We start from the raw sequence: 20,230 nt of genomic DNA on the forward strand, positions 1-20,230 counted from the left end.
ACCGCACGAAATTACTTCGCTGTCGTCGCTATCGCCGCAACTCTGCTCTGGCTAAGATAACTGTCCACGCGACCTAGCGCTCCACCACAGGCGGCGACGTCGTCGACTGCGCGGCGCCCTGCCGTGCCGGCCTTGCCGGCTTCTTCGAGTTGGCCGGCGGCTTGGGCGGTGTGGTTGCAGTCGGGTTGGTGTCGGGCGGCGCGCTGGCGGCGGGCGGCGGCGGATCGTCTGCAGGCTCAACCGTGTCGTTCTGGATCTGCTTTTCGATCGAACGGAGCTTCGCCACGTTCTTTTGGTGCTGATCGTAGGTCTCGGTGAACGCATGCCCGCCGCTGCCGTCGGCAACGAAGAACAGATCTCGGGTACGCGCCGGATTGGCTGCCGCTTCGAGCGAGGCGCGGCCGGGATTGGCGATCGGGCCCGGCGGCAGGCCGTCGATGACATAGGTGTTGTAGGGCGACGGCTGGGTGATCTCGCTGCGCTTGATCGGCCGCCCCAGCGTTCCCTTGCCGCCGACCAGCCCGTAGATGATGGTCGGGTCTGACTGCAGCTTGATCTTCTGCCGCAGACGATTGACGAACACCGCCGAGACGCGGCTGCGCTCGTCGGCCCTGCCGGTCTCCTTCTCGACGATCGACGCCAGCGTCACGAGTTGCTCCGGCGTTCTGACCGGAATGTCCGGATTGCGGCGTTCCCAGATTTCCGTCAGCACGCGCTTCTGGGTCTGCTGCATGCGTTGGATCACCTGCTCGCGCGTGGTGCCGCGCGGGAATTTGTAGGTCTCCGGCAACAGCGTGCCCTCGCGCGGTATCTCGCGCACCGAACCTGTGAAGATGTCGTTGTCCGACAGCCGTGCCACGATCTGCTCGGAGGTCAGGCCTTCGGGAATGGTAACGGCGTGCTGCACCACCTTGCCTTCCACGATGGTGCCGATGACGTCGCGCAGGCTCGCGCTCTTCTGGAACGAATATTCGCCGGGCTTGAGATCGGAACTCGCCTTCATCGCAAACACGCTGCCGATGAAGACCCAGGGATTGACGTCGATCACGCCCTCACGCTGCAGGATGTCGGCGATATCGCGCTTGCCGGCCCGCTGCGGAATGTTGACGATCTTGTCCTCCTGCAGCGGTCCCGACGCTTCCAGGGTCTGCTTTCCGTAGTAATAGGCGATGCCCGCGCCAATCATCACAAGGATCAGCAATGTGATGATGGCATTACCGACCACGACGAACGGATTGCGGGCACGGTCCGACCGTTTCGGCGGCGGCGGGACCTGTTCAGGCTCCAGCGCGGCGCGCGGGCTTCGCGGTGAAATGGGCGGCCTCTCACTCATCGATTCGACCTGAATCCTGCCGGTTCAATCGTGGCCTGACAAATCTAAAGTCCTGCCAATACGATCAATACTATACGAGTATGCGCCCGCGCCTAGAAGTCATCGGCGATTGCGGCAAAACGGTGAACTGGCTCCAATCCGCCTGCTGGGACATGATCCGGAAAAGTGGAAACCGGTTTTCCCTCGCGATAAACGCGCAGCGTTTGTGCTGACATCATGCCCAAACAAAGAGGTCAGATCATGATCCGATTCGATCAATCGGATCATGATCTAGTTGATAACACGCTGCAGGATCACGGAAGCGTTAGTGCCTCCGAAGCCGAACGAGTTGGACAACGCCACATTGATCTCGCGCTTGCGCGGCGTGTGCGGCACGAGATCGATCGCCGTCTCCACTGACGGATTGTCGAGATTGATCGTCGGCGGGGCGATGTTGTCGCGAATCGCCAGGATGCTGAAGATCGCCTCGATCGCGCCGGCGGCGCCGAGCAGATGTCCGGTCGACGACTTCGTCGACGACATCGAGACTTTCGACGCCGCATTGCCGAGCAGCCGCTCGACCGCGCCGAGTTCGATCTCGTCGCCAACCAGCGTCGAGGTGCCGTGGGCGTTGATGTAGTCGATATCGGACGGCGTCATGCCGGCACGCTTCAATGCCGCCGACATGCTGCGAAAGCCGCCGTCTCCGTCCGGCGACGGCGAGGTGATGTGATAGGCGTCGCCGGAGAGTCCGTAGCCGACGACCTCCGCATAGATCCTCGCGCCGCGGTTTTTCGCGTGCTCATATTCCTCAAGCACGACGATGCCGGCGCCCTCGCCCATCACGAAGCCGTCGCGGTCCTTGTCGTAAGGACGGGACGCCTTGATGGGCGTCTCATTGAAACCGGTGGACAGCGCGCGCGCCGCGCAGAAGCCGGCCATGCCGATGCGGCAAATCGGCGATTCGGCGCCGCCGGCCACCATCACCTCGGCATCCCCGAGCGCGATCAGCCGAGCAGCGTCGCCGATCGCATGCGCGCCCGTCGAGCAGGCGGTCACGACCGCATGGTTCGGCCCCTTCAGGCCGTGCTCGATCGAGACGTATCCCGACGCCAGATTGATCAGCCGGCCCGGAATGAAGAACGGCGACACCTTGCGCGGACCGCGTTCCTTGAGCAGCACCGCCGTGTCGGCGATGCCCGAGAGGCCGCCGATGCCGGAGCCGATCAAGGTGCCGGTCGCGCACTTGTCCTCTTCGCTCTCCGGATGCCAGCCGGCATCGTCGAGCGCCTGCTTGGCCGCGCACATCGCGAAGATGATGAAGTCATCGACCTTGCGCTGGTCCTTCGGCTCCATCCACTGATCGGGATTGAAGGTGCCCTCGCTGCCATCGCCGCGCGGCACCACGCAGGCAACCTGGCTCGGCAGATCAGAGACATCGAAGGTCTCGATCCTGCGCGCCCCACTGCGGCCCTCAAGGATACGTGCCCAACTGGTGTCGACGCCACAGCCGAGTGGTGTAACCATGCCCAGCCCCGTGACGACAACACGTCTCATGTCAAGAACTCCGTCCTGAAATGCGCGGTCAATAACAAGAAACCGGGGGACCGCCTGACAACGGTCCGTCCGGCTTCGTCGGCACCGCGAAGGGCGTCAGCTTTTCGCGTTCTTCTCGAGAAACTTGGTCGCGTCGCCGACCGTCAGGATCGTCTCCGCGGCGTCGTCGGGAATCTCGCAACCAAATTCTTCTTCGAATGCCATCACGAGCTCGACGGTGTCGAGACTGTCTGCGCCGAGGTCATCGATGAAACTTGCGCTGTCGACCACCTTCTCCGGCTCAACGCCAAGGTGCTCGACTACAATCTTCTTTACCCGCTCGCCAATCTCACTCATCGTTCACCCTCGTGCTTGTTCCATTGGACCCGACCCCCAGACGATACGAGCCATCGTGGTCGTGTAGTTTTCCTGAGCTGTCGCGCATAGTCTTGATTCGGCGGTCGTGGCCGACTAAGTCCCGGCGAACGGCAGGCGTCGCCACGCCAATATACAGGGTTTCAACATCCTGCAATGGCGTTCTTTGCCCATCCGCGGCTGGTTCGGTTATCATAATTCCCTAGTCTTGACTATAAGCCCCGCCCGGTCGCCGGTAGGGCATTCCGCCACGCAAAAACGCTCCGGTAACCCGCTCAAAACATGGCCATTCCGCCATTGACGTGAATCGTCTGTCCGGTCACGTAGGCGGCCTCATTGGAAGCAAGGTAGACGGCTGCGGCGGCGATGTCTTCGGACGTTCCGAGTCGCGCCGCAGGAACCTTTGCCAGGATGGCCTCGCGCTGCTTGTCGTTCAGCGCATCCGTCATGGGCGTCTTGATGAAGCCCGGCGCAATGCAATTGGCGGTCACGCCACGCTTGGCATATTCGGCGCCCAGCGTCTTGATCAGGCCGATGATACCGGCCTTCGACGCGGTGTAGTTGGCCTGGCCGGGATTGCCGGTAACGCCGACGATCGAGGTGATGGCGATGATGCGGCCGAAGCGCTTGCGCATCATCAATTTGGTGGCGGCGCGCGCAAGGCGGAAGGTCGCCGTCAGGTTGATCGCGATCACCTCGTCCCAATCCTCGTCGCGCAACTGCACGAACAGATTGTCGCGCGTGATTCCGGCATTGGCGACGAGGATGTCGACCTGTCCCATGGCGGTCTCTGCCGCGGGCACCAATGCTTCGACTTCGGCAGTGTTGGAGAGATTGCACGGCAGGACGTGAACACGCTCGCCGAGCTTGGCTGCAAACGCATCCAGCACCTCGCGCCGCGTGCCCGAGATCGCAACGGTTGCGCCCTGCGCGTGCAGCGCCTGCGCGATCGCGCCGCCAATGCCACCGGTTGCGCCGGTGACCAGCGCGGTCCTGCCCGTCAAATCAAACATTACTATCTCCTCTCGGCTCTCTTAGAGCATGATCTCCGCGTAAACGCATCGCGTTTGTCGCGAGGGGAAAACCGGCACTCACTATTTCCCGATCATGCTTCAGGCCGAAGCGGCCAATGCATCCTTGGCGGCCGCGATATCACCGGGACCGCCGACGGAAACTCCTACCGCGCCATCGGCGATGCGCTTCACCAACCCGGTCAGGACCTTGCCGGCGCCGATCTCGAAGAAGCGCGTCACGCCCTTGCCTGCCATATAGGCGACCGACTCGCGCCAGCGCACCGTGCCGGTGACCTGTTCGATCAGTCGGCGGCGGATCTCGTCGGGATCGGTGATGGCGCTCGCCAGCACGTTCGAGACCAGCGGGGCGGTCGGCGCCTTGATGGTGACGCCGGATAACGCCTCGGCCATGGCGTCGGCCGCCGGCTGCATCAACTTGCAGTGGAACGGAGCCGACACCGGCAGCAGCATCGCCCGCTTGGCGCCCTTGCCTTTGGCAATCTCGACCGCGCGATCGACGGCTGCCTTGTCGCCGGAAACCACGACCTGTCCGCCGCCATTATCATTGGCCGCCTGGCACACTTGGCCCTGGGCGGCTTCCTCGGCGACCGCCATCGCCGCCTCATAGTCGAGGCCGAGCAGCGCGGCCATGGCGCCGACGCCGACGGGCACCGCCTTCTGCATCGCAAGGCCGCGGCTGCGCAACAGGCGCGCGGTATCGCTGACGCTGAGGCTGCCGGCGGCGGCCAGTGCCGAGTACTCGCCGAGCGAATGGCCCGCGACATAGGCCGCGTCGCGACCAACCGAGAAGCCGGCCTCAGTCTCCAGCACCCGCAGCGTCGCGATCGAGACCGCCATCAGCGCCGGCTGGGCATTCTCGGTGAGCTGCAGGGTTTCGGCCGGACCGTCCCAGACGATCCCGGTCAGCTTCTCTCCCAGCGCGGCGTCGACCTCGTCGAACACCGCCCGGGCCACCGGAAAGGCATCGGCGAGGGCCTTGCCCATGCCGACGGCCTGCGACCCCTGCCCCGGAAAAGTGAATGCTGCCGTCATGGCGCTCCCAAGCTGTTTGGGCATGATCTCCGGGAAAGGCGGCTTCCGCTCCTTCCGGATCATGCTCTGGACGGGCGCGTAAGACACCGTCCGGGGCCAGGATGTCAAGCCGCGGTGCGGCATTGAAATGGGGACTTCCCCCTAGAACCCGCCGGCCCTCTGGTCCGCGCCGACTTCCCCGCCGGCCCTCGCCCCGCGTGCGTTGCTCGCCAATTGCCCCGGCCGATCCTCTTGGTCCGGCTTCGCGGTCGCCAGCCTCAGCACCGCGAGATAGCCCGGCTGCACCTCCATTTGGCCGGCGTGCCGGCTTTCGCTGAGAATGCGGTGAACCCGCGGCAGGTTGTAGCACGGGACGTAGAACAGCAGGTGATGCTCGAGGTGATAGTTCACGTAATAGGGGGCGATGAACAGCCGCTCGAGGAAGCTGGCGTGCGTGGTGCGGGTGTTGCGCAGGGGATCGTGGCTGTCAGGAACGACGGCGTGCTCGGCGATGTTGCGGATGCGCGTGATCACCATCATCCAGGTGAGCAGTGGAACCAACCATAACAGTGGATAGGCCCACCACACGCCGGCGGCCGCGAGCCCTGCAAACAGAAGTCCGTTGACCATGAATTGCGGCCCGAGCTTCTCCCAGAAATGCGCGCCGCGCTGCCGCCATGGCCACTGCTTCGGCCCGAGCGCATTGAGCAGTTGCGCCTTGCGCTGCTGATAGCCGGTCTGGCCGGTGATGTCGCGAATGAACTTGCGCCGGTAGCTCACCCTGGTGATCGGAAACGGCGCCGACAGCACGAGATCCGGATCATCCTCCTGCTGCGTCCGCGCGTGATGCTGCAGGTGATAGCGGCGATAGGCCCGCGTCTCCGCAACGATCGGATAGGCGCAGAACCATTGGCTCAATGTCAGATTGGTCTTCTCCTCCGCTGAAAGGCATCCATGCGCGCCGTCGTGCATCAGGATCGCGAGCCCGAGCTGGCGCGAGCCGATGATCGCGACAGCGAGGAGATATGTCAGCGGATTCGGCCACCACGCCACCAACGCGATCGCGCCTGATATCAGCGCCCAGGCATGTGCGATCAGTGCGACGCCCTTTAAGGTCGAGCGCTGGCGCACGGCGATCAATTGATCCTCGGTCAGGAAGTCGCGGGCGCGGATGCGAAGCGCGGTCATGACGAAGCCTCCTCGTCGCGTGAGGTGGAAGTGGATGTGCTGGGATCGCCGACCAGGCGCAGGCGCCGGTTGTCGCCGCCGGATGTGGCGGTGGCCTGCTCGCCGAGCACGCGCAGCATTTCGCTGCACAGCTCCTCCGCCGAGCGACCCATCGCATAGCCTTCGAGGATGACACCGATCGCAAGCGCCCAGAACCGCCGCGAGGTCGCGGCCGGATCGCGCAGCGTGCGCCAGCCGTGCCGTTCGATCTGCCCCGCATAGGCGCGCAGCCCTTCGCTGTGCAGCCGCTCGATGGTCCGCTCCACCAGCGGTGCGAGATCCTGGCGGCGCCGTGTCAGGGTCAGCGCCTCCGCAAAGAAGGCAACCGAATCGGTTGCCGTCACCGTCTCGACCAGTGCACGCGTGTAGTTCTGCGGCGTCTCCGCCCGCAGCGCAGCCTCTTCCGCGGCACGCGCGACATAGAGCATGTCGCGGCAGGCAGCCTCGACGAAGAGCGCCTCCTTGGTGCGGAAATAGTAGGTGATCTGGCTCGGAAAGGCGTCCGCGGCCGCAGCGATATCGGTGATCGAAGCGCCGGCCAGCCCCTGTTCCCTAAACAGGCGGCTTGCGGCGTCGAGCAGCAGCGAACGCATCTTGCGCCCGGCCGCACGTGTGGCGCGAACGGCATGTTTGGGATCGCCGGCTGGCGATTCGGACGCAGCTTTGGCTGCCATTAGATGCCTCCTCGACTTATTTGTATGATATACAAACAAATAAATCAACACCGAGCTAGACGAACGGATCCGGTGCAGATAGGCCCGCTACCACGAGCAAAAACTTGGCCGGCAATCTTGCCAAGGCCCGCAAAATCCTTATAAAGCCCGCCATCCGTGGGTCCCGGCCGGGAGCTGAACGGACGGTCTCAGCAATTTCATTCGTTGATTTTGATGTGGCAGGGCCAGTCGGCCCGTCGTCCCGTGCTTCCGCCTTCTGAGCAACATCGAGTCCTTTCCGAAGGTCTCGAAGGGCTTGTCGCCGGGAACCGCGCCAACTTTAGAAAGGACATCCATGCCTCTTTACGAGCATGTTTTTCTCGCGCGCCAGGACGCGAGCACCCAGCAGGTTGACGAACTGACAGCGCAGATGACCGGCATCGTCGAACAGGCCGGCGGCAAGGTCACCAAGACCGAGAATTGGGGCGTGCGCTCCCTCACCTACCGCATGAACAAGAATCGCAAGGCGCATTTCGTGCTGATGAACGTCGACGCGCCGTCTTCCGCGATCAGCGAGATCGAGCGTCAGGAGCGGATCAGCGAAGACGTCATCCGCTATCTCACCGTCCGCGTCGAGGAACTCGAGGAAGGCCCGTCGGCGATGATGCGCAAGGCTGACCGTGACCGTGAGCGCGATGATCGCGGCGGCGGCTTCCGCGGCGACCGCGAGGGTGGCGGCTTCCGTGGCGATCGCGACGGCGGTGGATTCCGCGGCGACCGTGGCCCGCGCCGTCCGCGCGATGAAGAAGCTGCGACCGAGGAGTAAGAATCATGGCCGAAGCCGGTGCCCGCCGTCCGTTTTTCCGTCGCCGCAAGTCCTGCCCGTTCACGGGTCCGAATGCGCCGAAGATCGACTACAAGGATTCCAAGCTGCTGATGCGTTACGTCTCCGAGCGCGGCAAGATCGTGCCGAGCCGCATCACGGCCGTTTCCGCCAAGAAGCAGCGTGAACTCGCCCGCGCCATCAAGCGCGCGCGCTTCCTCGGCCTCTTGCCCTACGTGATTCGCTAATCAATCCGGTCCGCAGCACCTCGCGCGCTGCGGACCATTTGCTCATAAGGCTTCCGGGTCGTCCGGTCGCCGATGGTTGGGGTTCTCAGGCAGGACCTCTAACCGCTCGAAAGGAGCGGGACAGCTGATGATCGCGACGTTGTTCATTGCTATCGCTGCTGGCTGCGCGTCGGCGTTGATGTTCGCCTCGATGATTTCGGGCGCGATGATCTCGCTGTTGCTGTTCTGGCTGGCGCCGCTGCCATTGATGATGGCGGGGCTCGGCTGGGGTCCGCTTACGGCAAGTATTGGCGGGATTGCGGCCGCGCTGGGCCTCGGCGCGATCTTCGGCCTGCCCTATTGCATCACCTTTGTCATCATGGTTGCGCTGCCGGCCTGGTGGCTCGGGTATCTCGCGCTGTTGGGACGCCCGATTGCGGACCCGAGCCCGGGCGGCGTGCCGGCGCCAGGGACCGCCAATCTCGAATGGTATCCGGTCGGCCGTATCCTGCTCTGGATCGCGGGCTTTGCCGTGCTCACCACGATGGCGGCCCTGCTCACGCTGGGGACCGATGCCGCCACCATAGCGGCTGCCATGAAGCGCGGCCTGATGCGGGTTCTGGACTCGCGCATGGTGACGACGAGCGCCGACATGGAACGCGTCGTCGACGCGATGGTGGCGGTCGCACCGCTCGCGGCGGTCATCGTCACGATGATATCGCTGACGATCAATCTCTGGCTGGCGACCTTGATCACGGCGACCTCGGGCCGCCTGCGACGTCCGTGGCCCGACCTGCGGGCGACTGCGCTGCCGGCGATGACATTGGTGGCTTCGTGCGTCGCCATCGCCTTCTGCTTCACGAGCGGCCTGCTCGCTATCCTCGCACAGGTCATAACCACCGCCCTGATGGCGGCGTACGCGCTTACCGGTTTCGCCGTCTTGCACACGGTGACGCAATCGCTCAACAGCCGCCCGTTCTGGCTGAGCTGCGCGTATGTCGTTGTCGTGATCTTCACCTGGCCCGTGATCGCGATGGTGGTGCTCGGAATAGCCGATGCGCTGTTCGGATTGCGCCAGCGCTATCTGCGGACCAGGCCGCCCCCGCTCCCTGCATCCTGAACTCGACCGATCAACCCAAACCAAGATTGAAGGAGAAGCAATATGGAAGTCATTCTTTTGGAACGTGTCGCCAAGCTCGGCCAGATGGGCGAAGTCGTGAAGGTGCGCGACGGCTTTGCGCGCAACTTCCTCCTGAAGCGCGGCAAGGCGCTGCGCGCCACCGCCGATAACCGCGCCAAGTACGAAGGCATGAAGGCCGAACTCGAGGCCAACAACATCAAGGCCAAGTCCGAAGCCGGCAAGGTGGCCGAGAAGATCGACGGCCGCGAGATCGTGATCATTCGCCAGGCTTCCGAAAGCGGTCAGCTATTCGGCTCGGTTTCGGTGCGCGACATCGTCGCGGCGCTGGCGACCGACGGCATCATCGTCAACCGGCCGCAGGTATGGCTGGACTCGCCGATCAAGGTGATCGGCCAACAGAAGGTGACGATCGCCGTCCACCCCGAGGTCGAGACCAGCATCACCGTCATCGTCGCGCGCAGCGCGGATGAAGCCGAGCGCATCAAGCGCGGTGAGGACATCTCGAGCCGCCAGGAAGACCAGGACGCCGCAGCCGAGGCGCTTGCCGCCGCCGGCGAGTTCTTCGATCCGGAAGCGCAGCAGGAGGAGCCGGGGAAACCGGCGCCGGCTGCCGAGGAGAAATAAGCCTCCTCATCTACCGCAAGATCAAAGCCCGGCCTCGATCAGGCCGGGCTTTCGATTCGGGCCGCCGCCTTCTCATCCAGCATGGCAATGGAAGCGAGCGCGGTCGCGGTGTGTTTCTCTTTGCCGTCAATCACGCAGAATACGTCGGCTGCGACGACGGCGACCTGCCGTCCCGGCTTGATCACCCGCGCGCGGCAGATCAGGCGATTGCCGGATGCCGGCGAGAGCAGGTTCAATTTGTATTCGGCGGTGAGCGCCGTCTGGCCGCGCGTGGTCGCGGCCGCGATCGTCGTTGCGTTGTCGACCAGGAACGCGGTGACACCGCCGTGGAACAGGCCGTGCTGCTGCAACAGCTCCGGCCCAACGCCGTCACTGCGAAGCTGCAGGCGGGCTTGCGGATGGTTCCGGAGCGCTCGGAGCTGCAGCGGGTGCCGGAGACGCTGGCGTTACCGCTGGAACAGGATCGGACCGCAACGGTGCCGACCCGCTGCCGCTGTTCTCCTTCGACTCGACCTTGGCCGTATCCGGCTTGCTTTCCGAACCAGGCTTGTCTTCCACGGCTGGCTCGGCCTGCCTGGCAGGCTCCTCGCTGGGCTTGCCGCGCTTGCCCAGCTTTTGTTTGGCAGCCGGCTTGGGCTCGGCCCCCTGCTCCGGGCTGGCCGCGTCAGGCGCCGCCTCGCTCGGCTGCTGCTGCCGCTTGGCGTTGCGACCATGCCGCCTGCCCTCGCCTTGTGGATTGAGGCCGTCGACGTCAGGCTTGGCGGCCTGCTGCGCGTCGGGTGTGGGCTCCGACGAACTCCACGGGAACAAGAACCTGCGGCTGGGCCGCTCCGGTTCCGGAGGGCTGGCCGGGCGCGCGGCTTCCTGCTGCTTCGCATCCTTGCCGTGCTTGGTCTGTTCCTGCCGGCCCTGATATCGCGTATCGCTGGCGCCGTTGGAAACGAGATAGGACGCCAGCAGCGAGGCCATGTCGCTGCTCGTGGTGTAGTGCTGGCGCAGGAACCCCGGGAGCGCCGACGCGCTGACGCTCTTGAGCAGGCCGCGCGCCGACTTGTGACAGGCGCTGCAAGTGCCGGCAAAGATCTGCGAGGGGCTCTTGCCGGCCTCCAGATTGGTCGGCTGGGCATGCGCCGAGTTCGCCGCAAGGCCGGCGACAACAAGAATCACCGCCGCGAAAATGAGCGCTCGGCCCGACATCCCCATTCTCCTGATCGTGGAAACCGCCTCCGGCCCTGCTCGATCCGGTAGCGGCGGGCTCCTTTTAGCCGAATATCGGGCGAATGGAAGCGCAGTTGTGACGCATCCACTTAATTGTCACATTCGGGAATATCCGCTTTGACTACAACGCAATAGCGCTTCCTCCCGATCACTCCTACAGTGATGTTGACTCACATTGGAACCATCTGTTCCACTGCGCGTCAGGGTAACGGCCGGTCACTCTGTGGTGCTTCCATGGACCGTTTGTTGCGTTATTTCTTGGGGCAGTTCGTTCGCCACGGCGCGCTTTCGGTCACGACCGCAAGCGGGGCGAAGTTCACCTGCGGCGACGGCGCCGGACAGCCGGTCTCGGTGCGGTTCCGGACGGAAGCCGCGGAGCGGTGGGTGTTGCTCGATCCCGAGCTCAGTCTCGGTGAGTCCTACATGGACGGCACGTTCGTCGTCGAGAATGGCTCGATCGTGGATGCGCTTGCGATCCTGATGGATCAGCCGGACATGCTACCGCGCTGGGCCAAGCCGCAATGGCTCCTGCGCTATCTCGGCAGGCACATCTGGCAATTCAATCCGCGGGGACGGTCGAGGCGCAATGTCGCTCACCACTATGACCTCGATGGCCGGCTTTATTCCCTCTTCCTCGACGCCGACAAGCAATATAGCTGCGCCTATTTCGAGACGCCGGATGCGACGCTGGACGACGCCCAGCTCGCCAAGAAGCGCCATCTCGCCGCCAAGCTCCTGGTGCGGCCGGGCCAGCGCGTGCTCGATATCGGTTCCGGCTGGGGTGGGCTTGGCCTCTACCTCGCCGAGATGACTGGTGCCGACGTCACCGGCGTCACGCTCTCCACCGAGCAGCTCCAGGTTTCGAACACCCGGGCGTCGGAGAAGAACCTCTCGCAATCGGCGCGCTTCCTGCTCGAGGACTATCGCGACATCCCCGGCCCCTTCGACCGCATCATCTCGGTTGGCATGTTCGAACATGTCGGCGTCGACTTCTACGAGACCTTTTTCCGCCGCTGCGCCGAGTTGCTGACCGACGACGGCGTGATGGTGCTGCACTCGATCGGCCGTTCCACGGGGCCTGACGTCACCAGCCCCTGGATCGAGAAATACATCTTCCCCGGCGGCTACATCCCGGCACTTTCCGAAGTGATGCCCGCGATCGAGAAGGCCGGGCTTCTGGTCTGCGACATGGAGATCCTCCGCCTGCACTATGCCGAGACCTTGAAGGCATGGCGTGAGCGCTTCATGGCGCGGCGCGAAGAGGCCGTCCGCCTCTACGATGAGCGCTTTGCGCGGATGTGGGAGTTCTATCTGGCGGCTTCGGAAATGTCGTTCCGCAAGCAGAACATGATGAACTTCCAGCTCCAGCTCACCAAGCGGCAGGGGGTCGTGCCGATCACCCGCGACTATATCGGCCAGGAAGAGGCCAAGCTCCGCGGCATCGAGCAGCGTGCGCGGCCGCGGCTGCAATTGGCGGGCGAATAGGCTCAGTTGCGGAAGCTGAAGGACGAGCCGTAACAGGGATAGGCCACGGCCGGGCGCGCGAGCTGCGCTTCGACGGCGGCGAGCACCTGCTTGTCGCAGGGAACATTGCGGATTTCCGGGCGCGATACCTGCTCCATGGCGTCGATCAGCATCGACAGCCACCGCCGGTCGCCCTGTTCCGATTGCCGGATATGAAATCGCTGGCTCATCGCTTTAACTAACCCGAAACCCTTCGGTCCGTTCCCGCCTACCCTGCCGCAACAAAAATCATTCCCATGTGAACTGGTTCACAAAGGTGGACGGACGGTTTGGGCTAGACCACCGCCATGTCCCACGAGACGTACAGATCCTTGTTCGATCCGCCGCGCGACCTGAAAACCGACTACGCCCTGATCGCTGCGGGCATCGTCGCCGCTTTGGTTGCGTTCGCCTATCTCATCCTCACCTGAGATAGCAGGCCGGTCACGCGCCGTTCCCTTGGATGTTGGTTCGTCCAGGCGGAATTAGGTTCAGCCTGCCCAAAAACATTCCCCACGACTCGCCGCCCCGCTCCCGAAATCCGTCAAGCATCGTGCACCGCTGCTACGTGATTCACACTTCGCTTGTGTGAATCGTGAATAAGGCGCATGGGCACTTCCGCTTCGGACAGCGGTGGCGCTTTATCGCCGCCCCTGCTCGGGGAATCCCAATAACGGCGAAATTCGAAGAATAATTCCGTCCATGGCAACTGATTCGAAGGTCCTGAAGCTCGCGCCCGAGCCGGGAGCACCGGCCTATCGCAGCGCACCGCACAATATCGAAGCGGAACAGGGGCTGTTGGGCGCTATCCTGGTCAACAACGACGCCTTCTACCGCGTCTCGGATTTCCTCGAGCCGAAGCACTTCTTCGAGCCGCTCCATCAGACGATCTATGAGACCGCCGGTAGCCTGATCCGGATGGGCAAGGTCGCTACCCCGGTGACGCTGAAGACCTTCCTGCCGGCGGATACGGACATCGGCGGCATGACGGTTGCCCAATACCTCGCCCGCCTCGCCGCGGAGGCGACCACGATCATCAACGCCCAGGACTATGGCCGGACCGTCTACGACTTGTCGCTGCGGCGCGACCTGATCCGGATCGGCGAAGACATGGTCAACGTCGCATTCGACGCGCCGGTCGATTTCGCCCCACGCGCCCAGATCGAGGACGCCGAGCGCCAGCTCTACGAGCTCGCCGAGACCGGCCGCTATGACGGCGGTTTCCAACGCTTCGCCCAGGCGCTGACGATTGCGGTCGACATGGCCGCGAAAGCGTTCCAGCGCGACGGCAAGCTGTCCGGCATCTCCACCGGCCTCCGCGACCTCGACACCAGGATGGGCGGCCTGCAGCCGTCGGACCTCATCATCCTCGCCGGCCGCCCCGGCATGGGCAAGACCTCGCTCGCGACCAACATCGCCTACAACATCGCCAGGGCCTATGAGGGCGAGGTGCAGGCTGACGGCAGCATCAAGGCAATCCACGGCGGCGCGGTCGGCTTCTTCTCCTGCGAAATGTCGGGCGAGCAGCTCGCCACCCGTATTCTCGCCGAGCGCACCGGAATCCCATCGAGCCACATCCGCCGCGGCGGTATCACCGAGATGGATTTCGAGAAGATCCGCGAATGCTCGATCGAGCTGCAGTCCCTGCCCTTCTATGTCGACGAAACCGGCGGCCTGTCGATCTCTCAGCTCACCGCGCGGGCGCGGCGGCTGAAGCGGCAGAAGGGCCTCGACCTCATCGTCATCGACTACATCCAGCTGCTGTCGGGATCGGGCAAGCGCGGCAACGACAACCGCGTCCAGGAAATCACGGAGATCACGACCAACCTGAAGGCGCTGGCCAAGGAATTGAATGTTCCCATCATCGCGCTGTCGCAGCTGTCGCGCCAGGTGGAGAACCGCGACGACAAGCGTCCGCAACTCGCCGACCTTCGTGAATCCGGTTCGATCGAGCAGGACGCCGACGTGGTGATGTTCGTCTACCGCGAGGAATATTACCTCGCCATGAAAGAGCCTCGCCCGGGCACACCGGAACACGAGAAGTGGCAGACCGACATGGGCCTCGCGCATGGCAAGGCCGAAGTCATCATCGGCAAGCAGCGCCACGGCCCGACCGGCACGGTCGAGCTGCACTTCGAAGCCAGCGTGACGCGGTTCGGCGACCTCGCCCATGACGGCCATGTGCCGGATCGGCCTTCTTATTGATGCGCGGTTGAACCATTGCTGCCGCCCGCGTAAAACGGCGCCATGAACGTCGCTTCCGATCCGAAATCGATCCCGCAGGGCGCACAACTTGCGTCCGACGCAAACCAGCTCGCGGTGCCTCCGACCGCCACCGGCGTCCTGACCGTCGATCTCGACGCCATCATCGCCAACTGGCGCAGGCTCGAGAAAGCAGCGGTTCCGGCCGAATGCGGCGCCGTCGTGAAGGCCGACGGCTATGGCTGCGGCGCTGCGCAGGTTTCGCGGGCATTGGCTGGCGCCGGCTGCAAGACGTTCTTCGTCGCCAATATCGAAGAGGCGCGCGCCGTGCGCGAGGCGGTGCCGTCCGCCACCATCTATGCGCTCGGCGGCTTCTTCCAGAACACCGGCGACAGCTACGCCAAGTTCGACTGCCAGCCCGTGATCGGCGACCTCAACGAACTCGCCGAATGGGACGTGTTCTGCCGTCGCTCCGGCTGGTCGGGCGGCGCCGCTATTCACATCGACACCGGCATGAACCGGCTCGGGTTCACAATCAACGAGGCGCAGGGCATCATCCCGCGCATCAATGCCGGCGACCACGGCATCACGCTGGTGATGAGCCACCTCGTCGCCGCCGAGCAGCTCAACAACCCGATCAATGCCAAACAGCTTGCGGCCTTCCGCGAGATCGCGAGCCTGTTCACCGGCGTGCCGGCGTCGCTTGCGAATTCCTCCGGCATTTTCCTCAGTCCCCAATTCCAGTTCGATCTGGTGCGGCCGGGAGCGGCGCTCTACGGCGTCAACCCGACGCCCGAGGCCGACAACCCGATGCGGCCGGTGGTCGATCTCAAGGCCCGCATCGTGCAGATCCGCCACATCGATCGCGGCGAGACCGTCGGCTATGGCGGCACCTGGACCGCGCGGCGGCCGACGCGACTGGCGGTCATCTCGGTCGGCTATGCCGACGGCTATTTCCGCGCCGCGAGCTCGAACGACGGCACCCGCGGCGCCGACGTTGTGGTCGCCGGCAAGCGCTGTCCGATCGCCGGCCGCATCTCGATGGACCTGATCGCCGTCGACATCACCGAACTCGACAAGAATGCCGTGCGGCGCGGCCACATGGTCACGCTGATCGGCGAAGGCATCACGGTCGACGAAACAGCGCATCATTTCGGCACCATCGGCTATGAGGTGCTGACCAGCCTCGGACCGCGTTATGCGCGCATCTACAAGGGCGGCAATCCCGCGGAGGAGCCGCCGCCCCCGCCCGCCGACTCCGGCAACAGGCCGACCTGATCGGGTCAGAACGGATCGCGGTCGTCTCGACGCATGAAGATCGCGACCTTCAACATCAATAACATCAACCGCCGCCTGCCGAACCTCTTGCACTGGCTGCGCGCGGCAAAACCCGATGCCGTCAGCCTGCAGGAATTGAAGGCGACCGATAGCGAGTTTCCGACTGCCGCAATCGAAAAGGCCGGCTATGGCGCGGTGTGGCACGGGCAGAAGACCTGGAACGGCGTTGCGATCCTCGCGCGAAAAGCCGAGCCGGTGTTGATCCGCACCGCCCTGCCCGGCGATCGCACCGATCATGAGGCGCGCTATATCGAGGCCGCGGTCAAGGGCATCATCGTCACCAGCCTCTATCTGCCGAACGGCAACCCGCAGCCCGGGCCGAAATTCGACTACAAGCTTGCCTGGTTCAGGCGATTGCGCGCGCATGCCGCGAAGCTTCTCAAAGAGGATGTCCCGGTCGTGCTCGCCGGCGACTACAACGTCGCGCCGACCGAGCTCGACATCTATCCGACGCGCTCCTGGGACAAGGATGCATTGATCCAGCCGAAGAGCCGCGCCGCGTTCAAGGCGCTGGTCGATCAGGGCTGGTGCGACGCGATCCGCACGCTGCATCCGGCAAAGCCGATGTTCACCTTCTGGGACTACAAGCGCAATCGCTGGCCGCGCGATGCGGGGCTGAGACTTGATCATCTGTTGCTCAGTCCTGTGCTGGCGCCGCGTCTGACGAAAGCCGGCGTCGACCGCGACGTCAGAGGCGACCAAGGCGCGAGCGACCACGCTCCGGCGTGGATCGTGCTGCGGTGATCGTGCCGTAGGATGGGTAGAGCGGAGCGAAACCCATCCTTCACGCCCATCGCTCCATCGCGATGGGTTTCGCTGCGCTCTACCCATCCTACGATTCTCTCACGCCTCGCACCGACCCAGCGTGGGGTTCGGATTCAATTTTCAAACAGCGGACGGATGTCAGTCCGCGTTCTCGCGGCATGATGTGCCCGAGTTTTGCGTCTCGTTTCACCCTCTAATCGAACAGAGGGCGCAGGGAAAGCCGGGTGCCGGTTGCACCCATGGGTCCCCTGCAACAAAAAGCACGGGGGTAGGACCACAGGTTCAACCGAAGCATTCCGGCTTTCCCTGCGCGATGGTTTTACGGTTTCCTTCGCGCTCTCCCTGGTGACCGGGCTTTCTTGCCACCATCACCTCGTGCGAACTTGTTCGCACGAAGCTTAGCGCCAGCGTCGGGGCGCCAGGACCACACGACTTCGCCGTCCGCTGATGTCACGCTCGTCAGTCGTGATACCCGCGTCCACCGCATCTCACCGCAACGTTCGTGACGATCGCGACCCGCCCCTCATTCGCCGTGAGACGCGCGGAGTTAAATCACTGATTTGCCCGACGGGTTAAGCGGTTTATTTTTCGCGTGAGGAGTGGACAGGGCAAATCACATTGGAATTGCTGGCGAATTTTTCTCCGCCGTCATTCCGGGGCGTCGCGAAGCGGCGAGCCCGGAATCCATTGCTCCACCTGCGCCCGCAGCCCGATGGATTCCGGGTTCGCGCGAAGGGGCGCGCCCCGGAATGACGTCGGAGTCTTTAGGACGCAACCTCCCGAAAGGCGCTACTCTGTCTCCCCCTAACAAGTCGCGGACACCATCTCGTGGGCTACCTCTTCGTCCTCATCGTCGGCCTGATTGCCGGAACCCTTTCGGGCATCGTCGGCACGGGATCGTCGATCATGCTGATGCCGGTGCTGATCTATCAGTTCGGGCCGAAGCAGGCGGTGCCGATCATGGCGGTCGCCGCGGTGATGGCGAATCTTTCGCGCATCCTGGCCTGGTGGCGCGAGGTCGATTGGCGCGCTTGTGCCGCCTACTCCATCACCGGCATTCCGGCCGCGGCGCTCGGCGCGCGTACGCTCTTGGCGCTGCCCTCTCGCGCCGTCGATATCGCGATCGGCCTGTTCCTGATCGCGATGGCACCACTACGGCACTGGCTGGCGCGGCATCAACTGAAAGCGCAGTTGTGGCATCTCGCTGTAGGCGGCGCCATCATCGGCTATCTCACGGGCATCGTCGTCTCCACCGGACCTTTGAGCGTGCCGCTGTTCCTGTTCTATGGCCTCACCAAGGGCGCCTTCCTTGCCACAGAGGCCGCAAGCTCGCTCGGTCTCTATGTGAGCAAGTCGGTGACGTTCAGACATTTCGGTGCGCTGACGCCTGACGTCGCCCTCAAAGGCTTGATCGCCGGCTCGTCGCTGATGGCCGGCGCCTTCATTGCAAAGCGCTTCGTGCTGCGGCTTGAACCTGACGTCTTCCGCCTCGTGATGGACGGCATCATGCTTGTGGCCGGAGCGTCGCTCTTGTGGTCGGCGGCAACTCACTAGAATTGCCGCCTGCCAAAGCCACCGCAAGCAATATCGCGCCAAAGCGGCCAATGATTGAGGGTTCGTGCCGTCAGGCGTAACCGTGCTATGCACGGTACGCGAAGCAGCGACTCAAGCATTCAGATGGCCAAATCCACCCTCTCCTTTGTCTGCCAGAATTGCGGCGCGGCGTATAATCGCTGGCAGGGGAAGTGCGACGCCTGCGGCGAGTGGAATACGCTGGCGGAGGAGGACTCGACTGGCAATGTGCCGGTGTCGATCCGCTCCAAGCGCAAGGGGCGGACGTTTGCGCTGGAGTCGCTTTCCGGCAAGAGCAACGACGCTCCCCGCCTCTCCTCCGGGATGACCGAGCTGGACCGCGTCACCGGCGGCGGCTTCGTGCGCGGGTCGGTGCTGCTGGTCGGCGGTGATCCTGGCATCGGCAAGTCGACGCTGCTGACACAGGCGACCAGCATGATGGCGCGCGCCGGGCACCGCGCGGTCTACATCTCGGGCGAAGAGGCGGTGGCGCAGGTGCGGCTGCGCGCCGAGCGGCTCGGGCTTGCGAATGCGCCGGTGCAGCTCGCCTCCGAGACGTCCGTGGAGGATATCGTCTCGACGCTGTCAGAAGGCACCGTGCCGCGCCTGATCGTGATCGATTCGATCCAGACCATGTGGACCGACACCGTCGAATCCGCGCCCGGCACGGTGACCCAGGTCCGCGCCTCGGCGCAGGCGCTGATTCGTTTCGCCAAGAAGACCGGCGCCGCCATCATCCTGGTCGGGCACGTCACCAAGGATGGCCAGATCGCGGGCCCCCGCGTGGTCGAGCACATGGTCGACGCGGTGCTGTCGTTCGAGGGCGAAGGCTCGCAGCAGTTCCGCATCCTCCGCGCGGTCAAGAACCGCTTCGGCCCGACCGACGAGATCGGGGTGTTCGAGATGACCGGGCTCGGCCTGCGTGAGGTCTCGAACCCCTCCGAATTGTTCCTTTCCGAGCGCGATCTCGGCAGCCCCGGCACCGCCGTGTTTGCCGGGATCGAGGGCACCCGCCCGGTGCTGGTGGAACTGCAGGCGTTGGCGGCGCCGACCACGCTCGGCACGCCGCGGCGCGCAGTGGTCGGCTGGGACCCGAGCCGGCTGTCGATGGTACTGGCAGTGCTGGAGGCCCATTGCGGCGTGAAACTCTCCGGTCATGACGTCTACCTGAACGTCGCAGGCGGCTTGCGCATCCAGGAACCGGCCGCCGATCTTGCCGCCGCCGCAGCGCTGGTATCCTCTCTCGTCAACGCTCCCCTGCCGACGGATGCAGTTTATTTCGGCGAGATTTCGCTGTCGGGCGCGGTCCGGCCGGTGGCGCAGACCTCAGCCAGGCTGAAGGAAGCAGCAAAACTCGGGTTTGGCCGGGCCGTGCTGCCCGAATCGGCCCGCGGCGACGGCGGCGATGCCGGCCTTACCCTGAACTCGGTCGGCGGATTGACCACGCTGGTCGCCGAGATCGCCGCCCGCGGCACGCCGAGGGGCAACCAAGGCTCAACGGGACGCTGAACCCGTTGAGAAAAATGCCACACCGGCCCGATTCCGTCGTGAGAAGGGCTAAAGCGGGGTGACCTTGACGGCCCTCGCCGCTATACATCCCGCCGCGTGGGACAGGCGCTTTCCGGCCTTGCCGGAGACGCTATAAGCCCCTCAGCTAGCACGGAACCGA

At 64.3% G+C, this 20,230-nt stretch carries 19 protein-coding genes and 2 pseudogenes; 11 read left to right on the forward strand and 10 right to left on the reverse strand.

Annotation, left to right across the window (positions count from 1 at the left end; translation table 11 throughout):
• Positions 1-73 precede the first annotated feature (73 nt).
• From mltG to AC5ZG5_RS09780, 7 genes are all read right to left on the reverse strand, one after another.
• Positions 74-1,333 carry an endolytic transglycosylase MltG gene (mltG, locus tag AC5ZG5_RS09750; protein ID WP_456641692.1) on the reverse strand — a complete coding sequence of 420 codons (1,260 nt, stop codon included), beginning with the start codon at positions 1,331-1,333 and terminating at the stop codon, positions 74-76.
• 270 nt (positions 1,334-1,603) lie between these two features.
• Positions 1,604-2,869, reverse strand: a complete 1,266-nt coding sequence (gene fabF / locus AC5ZG5_RS09755; protein ID WP_130231544.1) for a beta-ketoacyl-ACP synthase II — start codon at positions 2,867-2,869, stop codon at positions 1,604-1,606.
• A 96-nt stretch (positions 2,870-2,965) separates the two neighbouring features.
• Positions 2,966-3,205 (reverse strand): acyl carrier protein, encoded by a 240-nt coding sequence (locus AC5ZG5_RS09760; protein WP_002716125.1) that lies wholly within the window; start codon positions 3,203-3,205, stop codon positions 2,966-2,968.
• Positions 3,206-3,498: 293 nt separating this feature from the next.
• A complete protein-coding gene (gene fabG / locus AC5ZG5_RS09765; RefSeq protein ID WP_028165058.1) occupies positions 3,499-4,236 on the reverse strand; it encodes a 3-oxoacyl-[acyl-carrier-protein] reductase in 738 nt (245 codons plus the stop codon).
• Between the two features lie 99 nt (positions 4,237-4,335).
• Positions 4,336-5,289, reverse strand: coding sequence for an ACP S-malonyltransferase (gene fabD, locus AC5ZG5_RS09770; protein ID WP_456641693.1), 954 nt, complete (start codon positions 5,287-5,289; stop codon positions 4,336-4,338).
• 141 nt (positions 5,290-5,430) lie between these two features.
• Positions 5,431-6,456, reverse strand: a complete 1,026-nt coding sequence (locus tag AC5ZG5_RS09775; protein WP_456641694.1) for a fatty acid desaturase family protein — start codon at positions 6,454-6,456, stop codon at positions 5,431-5,433.
• Entirely contained in the window at positions 6,453-7,169 is a 717-nt protein-coding gene (locus AC5ZG5_RS09780; protein WP_456641695.1) for a TetR/AcrR family transcriptional regulator, read from the reverse strand. Before AC5ZG5_RS09780 ends, AC5ZG5_RS09775 begins: the two co-directional genes overlap by 4 nt.
• A 334-nt stretch (positions 7,170-7,503) precedes the next feature.
• Between AC5ZG5_RS09780 and rpsF the strand changes: the two genes are divergently transcribed.
• The 4 genes from rpsF to rplI all read left to right on the forward strand — a co-directional run bounded on the left by rpsF (position 7,504) and on the right by rplI (position 9,963).
• Positions 7,504-7,974, forward strand: coding sequence for a 30S ribosomal protein S6 (gene rpsF, locus AC5ZG5_RS09785; protein WP_028165054.1), 471 nt, complete (start codon positions 7,504-7,506; stop codon positions 7,972-7,974).
• Positions 7,975-7,979: 5 nt separating this feature from the next.
• Entirely contained in the window at positions 7,980-8,219 is a 240-nt protein-coding gene (gene rpsR / locus AC5ZG5_RS09790; protein WP_027583809.1) for a 30S ribosomal protein S18, read from the forward strand.
• Between the two features lie 127 nt (positions 8,220-8,346).
• Positions 8,347-9,318 (forward strand): DUF2232 domain-containing protein, encoded by a 972-nt coding sequence (locus AC5ZG5_RS09795; RefSeq protein ID WP_028165053.1) that lies wholly within the window; start codon positions 8,347-8,349, stop codon positions 9,316-9,318.
• 42 nt (positions 9,319-9,360) lie between these two features.
• Positions 9,361-9,963, forward strand: coding sequence for a 50S ribosomal protein L9 (gene rplI / locus AC5ZG5_RS09800; protein WP_456641696.1), 603 nt, complete (start codon positions 9,361-9,363; stop codon positions 9,961-9,963).
• Positions 9,964-10,001: 38 nt separating this feature from the next.
• On the opposite strand, the pseudogene AC5ZG5_RS09805 reads toward rplI, so the two are convergent.
• Together AC5ZG5_RS09805 and AC5ZG5_RS09810 are read right to left on the reverse strand one after the other, a co-directional pair.
• Positions 10,002-10,322, reverse strand: a pseudogene (locus tag AC5ZG5_RS09805) (PaaI family thioesterase); the annotation flags it as partial.
• A gap of 10 nt (positions 10,323-10,332) precedes the next feature.
• A complete protein-coding gene (locus tag AC5ZG5_RS09810; RefSeq protein ID WP_456641697.1) occupies positions 10,333-11,160 on the reverse strand; it encodes a hypothetical protein in 828 nt (275 codons plus the stop codon).
• A 255-nt stretch (positions 11,161-11,415) separates the two neighbouring features.
• Between AC5ZG5_RS09810 and AC5ZG5_RS09815 the strand changes: the two genes are divergently transcribed.
• A complete protein-coding gene (locus tag AC5ZG5_RS09815; protein ID WP_028165051.1) occupies positions 11,416-12,666 on the forward strand; it encodes a cyclopropane fatty acid synthase in 1,251 nt (416 codons plus the stop codon).
• Between the two features lie 2 nt (positions 12,667-12,668).
• Here AC5ZG5_RS09815 and AC5ZG5_RS09820 read toward each other — a convergent pair whose 3' ends face one another.
• On the reverse strand, positions 12,669-12,818 hold the full coding sequence (locus tag AC5ZG5_RS09820) for a hypothetical protein (protein ID WP_456641698.1): 150 nt from the start codon (positions 12,816-12,818) through the stop codon (positions 12,669-12,671).
• 174 nt (positions 12,819-12,992) lie between these two features.
• On the opposite strand from AC5ZG5_RS09820, the gene AC5ZG5_RS09825 reads away from it, so the two are divergent.
• The 6 genes and pseudogenes from AC5ZG5_RS09825 to radA all read left to right on the forward strand — a co-directional run bounded on the left by AC5ZG5_RS09825 (position 12,993) and on the right by radA (position 20,122).
• Positions 12,993-13,115 carry a hypothetical protein gene (locus AC5ZG5_RS09825; RefSeq protein WP_283807015.1) on the forward strand — a complete coding sequence of 41 codons (123 nt, stop codon included), beginning with the start codon at positions 12,993-12,995 and terminating at the stop codon, positions 13,113-13,115.
• A 271-nt stretch (positions 13,116-13,386) separates the two neighbouring features.
• The gene (locus AC5ZG5_RS09830) at positions 13,387-14,889 is read left to right on the forward strand and encodes a replicative DNA helicase (protein WP_028165050.1); all 1,503 of its coding nucleotides are present in this window, start codon (positions 13,387-13,389) and stop codon (positions 14,887-14,889) included.
• A gap of 42 nt (positions 14,890-14,931) precedes the next feature.
• Positions 14,932-16,164, forward strand: coding sequence for an alanine racemase (alr, locus tag AC5ZG5_RS09835; protein WP_456641699.1), 1,233 nt, complete (start codon positions 14,932-14,934; stop codon positions 16,162-16,164).
• Between the two features lie 33 nt (positions 16,165-16,197).
• A complete protein-coding gene (locus AC5ZG5_RS09840) occupies positions 16,198-16,968 on the forward strand; it encodes an exodeoxyribonuclease III (RefSeq protein WP_456641700.1) in 771 nt (256 codons plus the stop codon).
• A gap of 849 nt (positions 16,969-17,817) precedes the next feature.
• The gene (locus AC5ZG5_RS09845; protein WP_456641701.1) at positions 17,818-18,543 is read left to right on the forward strand and encodes a sulfite exporter TauE/SafE family protein; all 726 of its coding nucleotides are present in this window, start codon (positions 17,818-17,820) and stop codon (positions 18,541-18,543) included.
• Between the two features lie 123 nt (positions 18,544-18,666).
• A pseudogene (gene radA, locus AC5ZG5_RS09850) lies at positions 18,667-20,122 on the forward strand (DNA repair protein RadA).
• The last annotated feature ends 108 nt before the right edge of the window (positions 20,123-20,230 follow it).

Source organism: Bradyrhizobium sp. Ses1, assembly GCF_059512365.1.

Excerpts from the sequence above, each read along its gene's own strand:
- AC5ZG5_RS09815 (WP_028165051.1), top strand. The coding sequence starts at position 11,416 with ATGGACCGTTTGTTGCGTTATTTCTTGGGGCAGTTCGTTCGCCACGGC.
- rplI (WP_456641696.1), top strand. The coding sequence starts at position 9,361 with ATGGAAGTCATTCTTTTGGAACGTGTCGCCAAGCTCGGCCAGATGGGC.
- AC5ZG5_RS09810 (WP_456641697.1), bottom strand. The coding sequence starts at position 11,160 with ATGTCGGGCCGAGCGCTCATTTTCGCGGCGGTGATTCTTGTTGTCGCC.
- AC5ZG5_RS09840 (WP_456641700.1), top strand. The coding sequence starts at position 16,198 with ATGAAGATCGCGACCTTCAACATCAATAACATCAACCGCCGCCTGCCG.
- AC5ZG5_RS09830 (WP_028165050.1), top strand. The coding sequence starts at position 13,387 with ATGGCAACTGATTCGAAGGTCCTGAAGCTCGCGCCCGAGCCGGGAGCA.
- rpsR (WP_027583809.1), top strand. The coding sequence starts at position 7,980 with ATGGCCGAAGCCGGTGCCCGCCGTCCGTTTTTCCGTCGCCGCAAGTCC.
- fabF (WP_130231544.1), bottom strand. The coding sequence starts at position 2,869 with ATGAGACGTGTTGTCGTCACGGGGCTGGGCATGGTTACACCACTCGGC.
- AC5ZG5_RS09760 (WP_002716125.1), bottom strand. The coding sequence starts at position 3,205 with ATGAGTGAGATTGGCGAGCGGGTAAAGAAGATTGTAGTCGAGCACCTT.
- fabD (WP_456641693.1), bottom strand. The coding sequence starts at position 5,289 with ATGACGGCAGCATTCACTTTTCCGGGGCAGGGGTCGCAGGCCGTCGGC.
- mltG (WP_456641692.1), bottom strand. The coding sequence starts at position 1,333 with ATGAGTGAGAGGCCGCCCATTTCACCGCGAAGCCCGCGCGCCGCGCTG.
- AC5ZG5_RS09775 (WP_456641694.1), bottom strand. The coding sequence starts at position 6,456 with ATGACCGCGCTTCGCATCCGCGCCCGCGACTTCCTGACCGAGGATCAA.
- alr (WP_456641699.1), top strand. The coding sequence starts at position 14,932 with ATGAACGTCGCTTCCGATCCGAAATCGATCCCGCAGGGCGCACAACTT.
- fabG (WP_028165058.1), bottom strand. The coding sequence starts at position 4,236 with ATGTTTGATTTGACGGGCAGGACCGCGCTGGTCACCGGCGCAACCGGT.
- AC5ZG5_RS09795 (WP_028165053.1), top strand. The coding sequence starts at position 8,347 with ATGATCGCGACGTTGTTCATTGCTATCGCTGCTGGCTGCGCGTCGGCG.
- AC5ZG5_RS09820 (WP_456641698.1), bottom strand. The coding sequence starts at position 12,818 with ATGCTGATCGACGCCATGGAGCAGGTATCGCGCCCGGAAATCCGCAAT.
- AC5ZG5_RS09825 (WP_283807015.1), top strand. The coding sequence starts at position 12,993 with ATGTCCCACGAGACGTACAGATCCTTGTTCGATCCGCCGCGCGACCTG.
- rpsF (WP_028165054.1), top strand. The coding sequence starts at position 7,504 with ATGCCTCTTTACGAGCATGTTTTTCTCGCGCGCCAGGACGCGAGCACC.
- AC5ZG5_RS09780 (WP_456641695.1), bottom strand. The coding sequence starts at position 7,169 with ATGGCAGCCAAAGCTGCGTCCGAATCGCCAGCCGGCGATCCCAAACAT.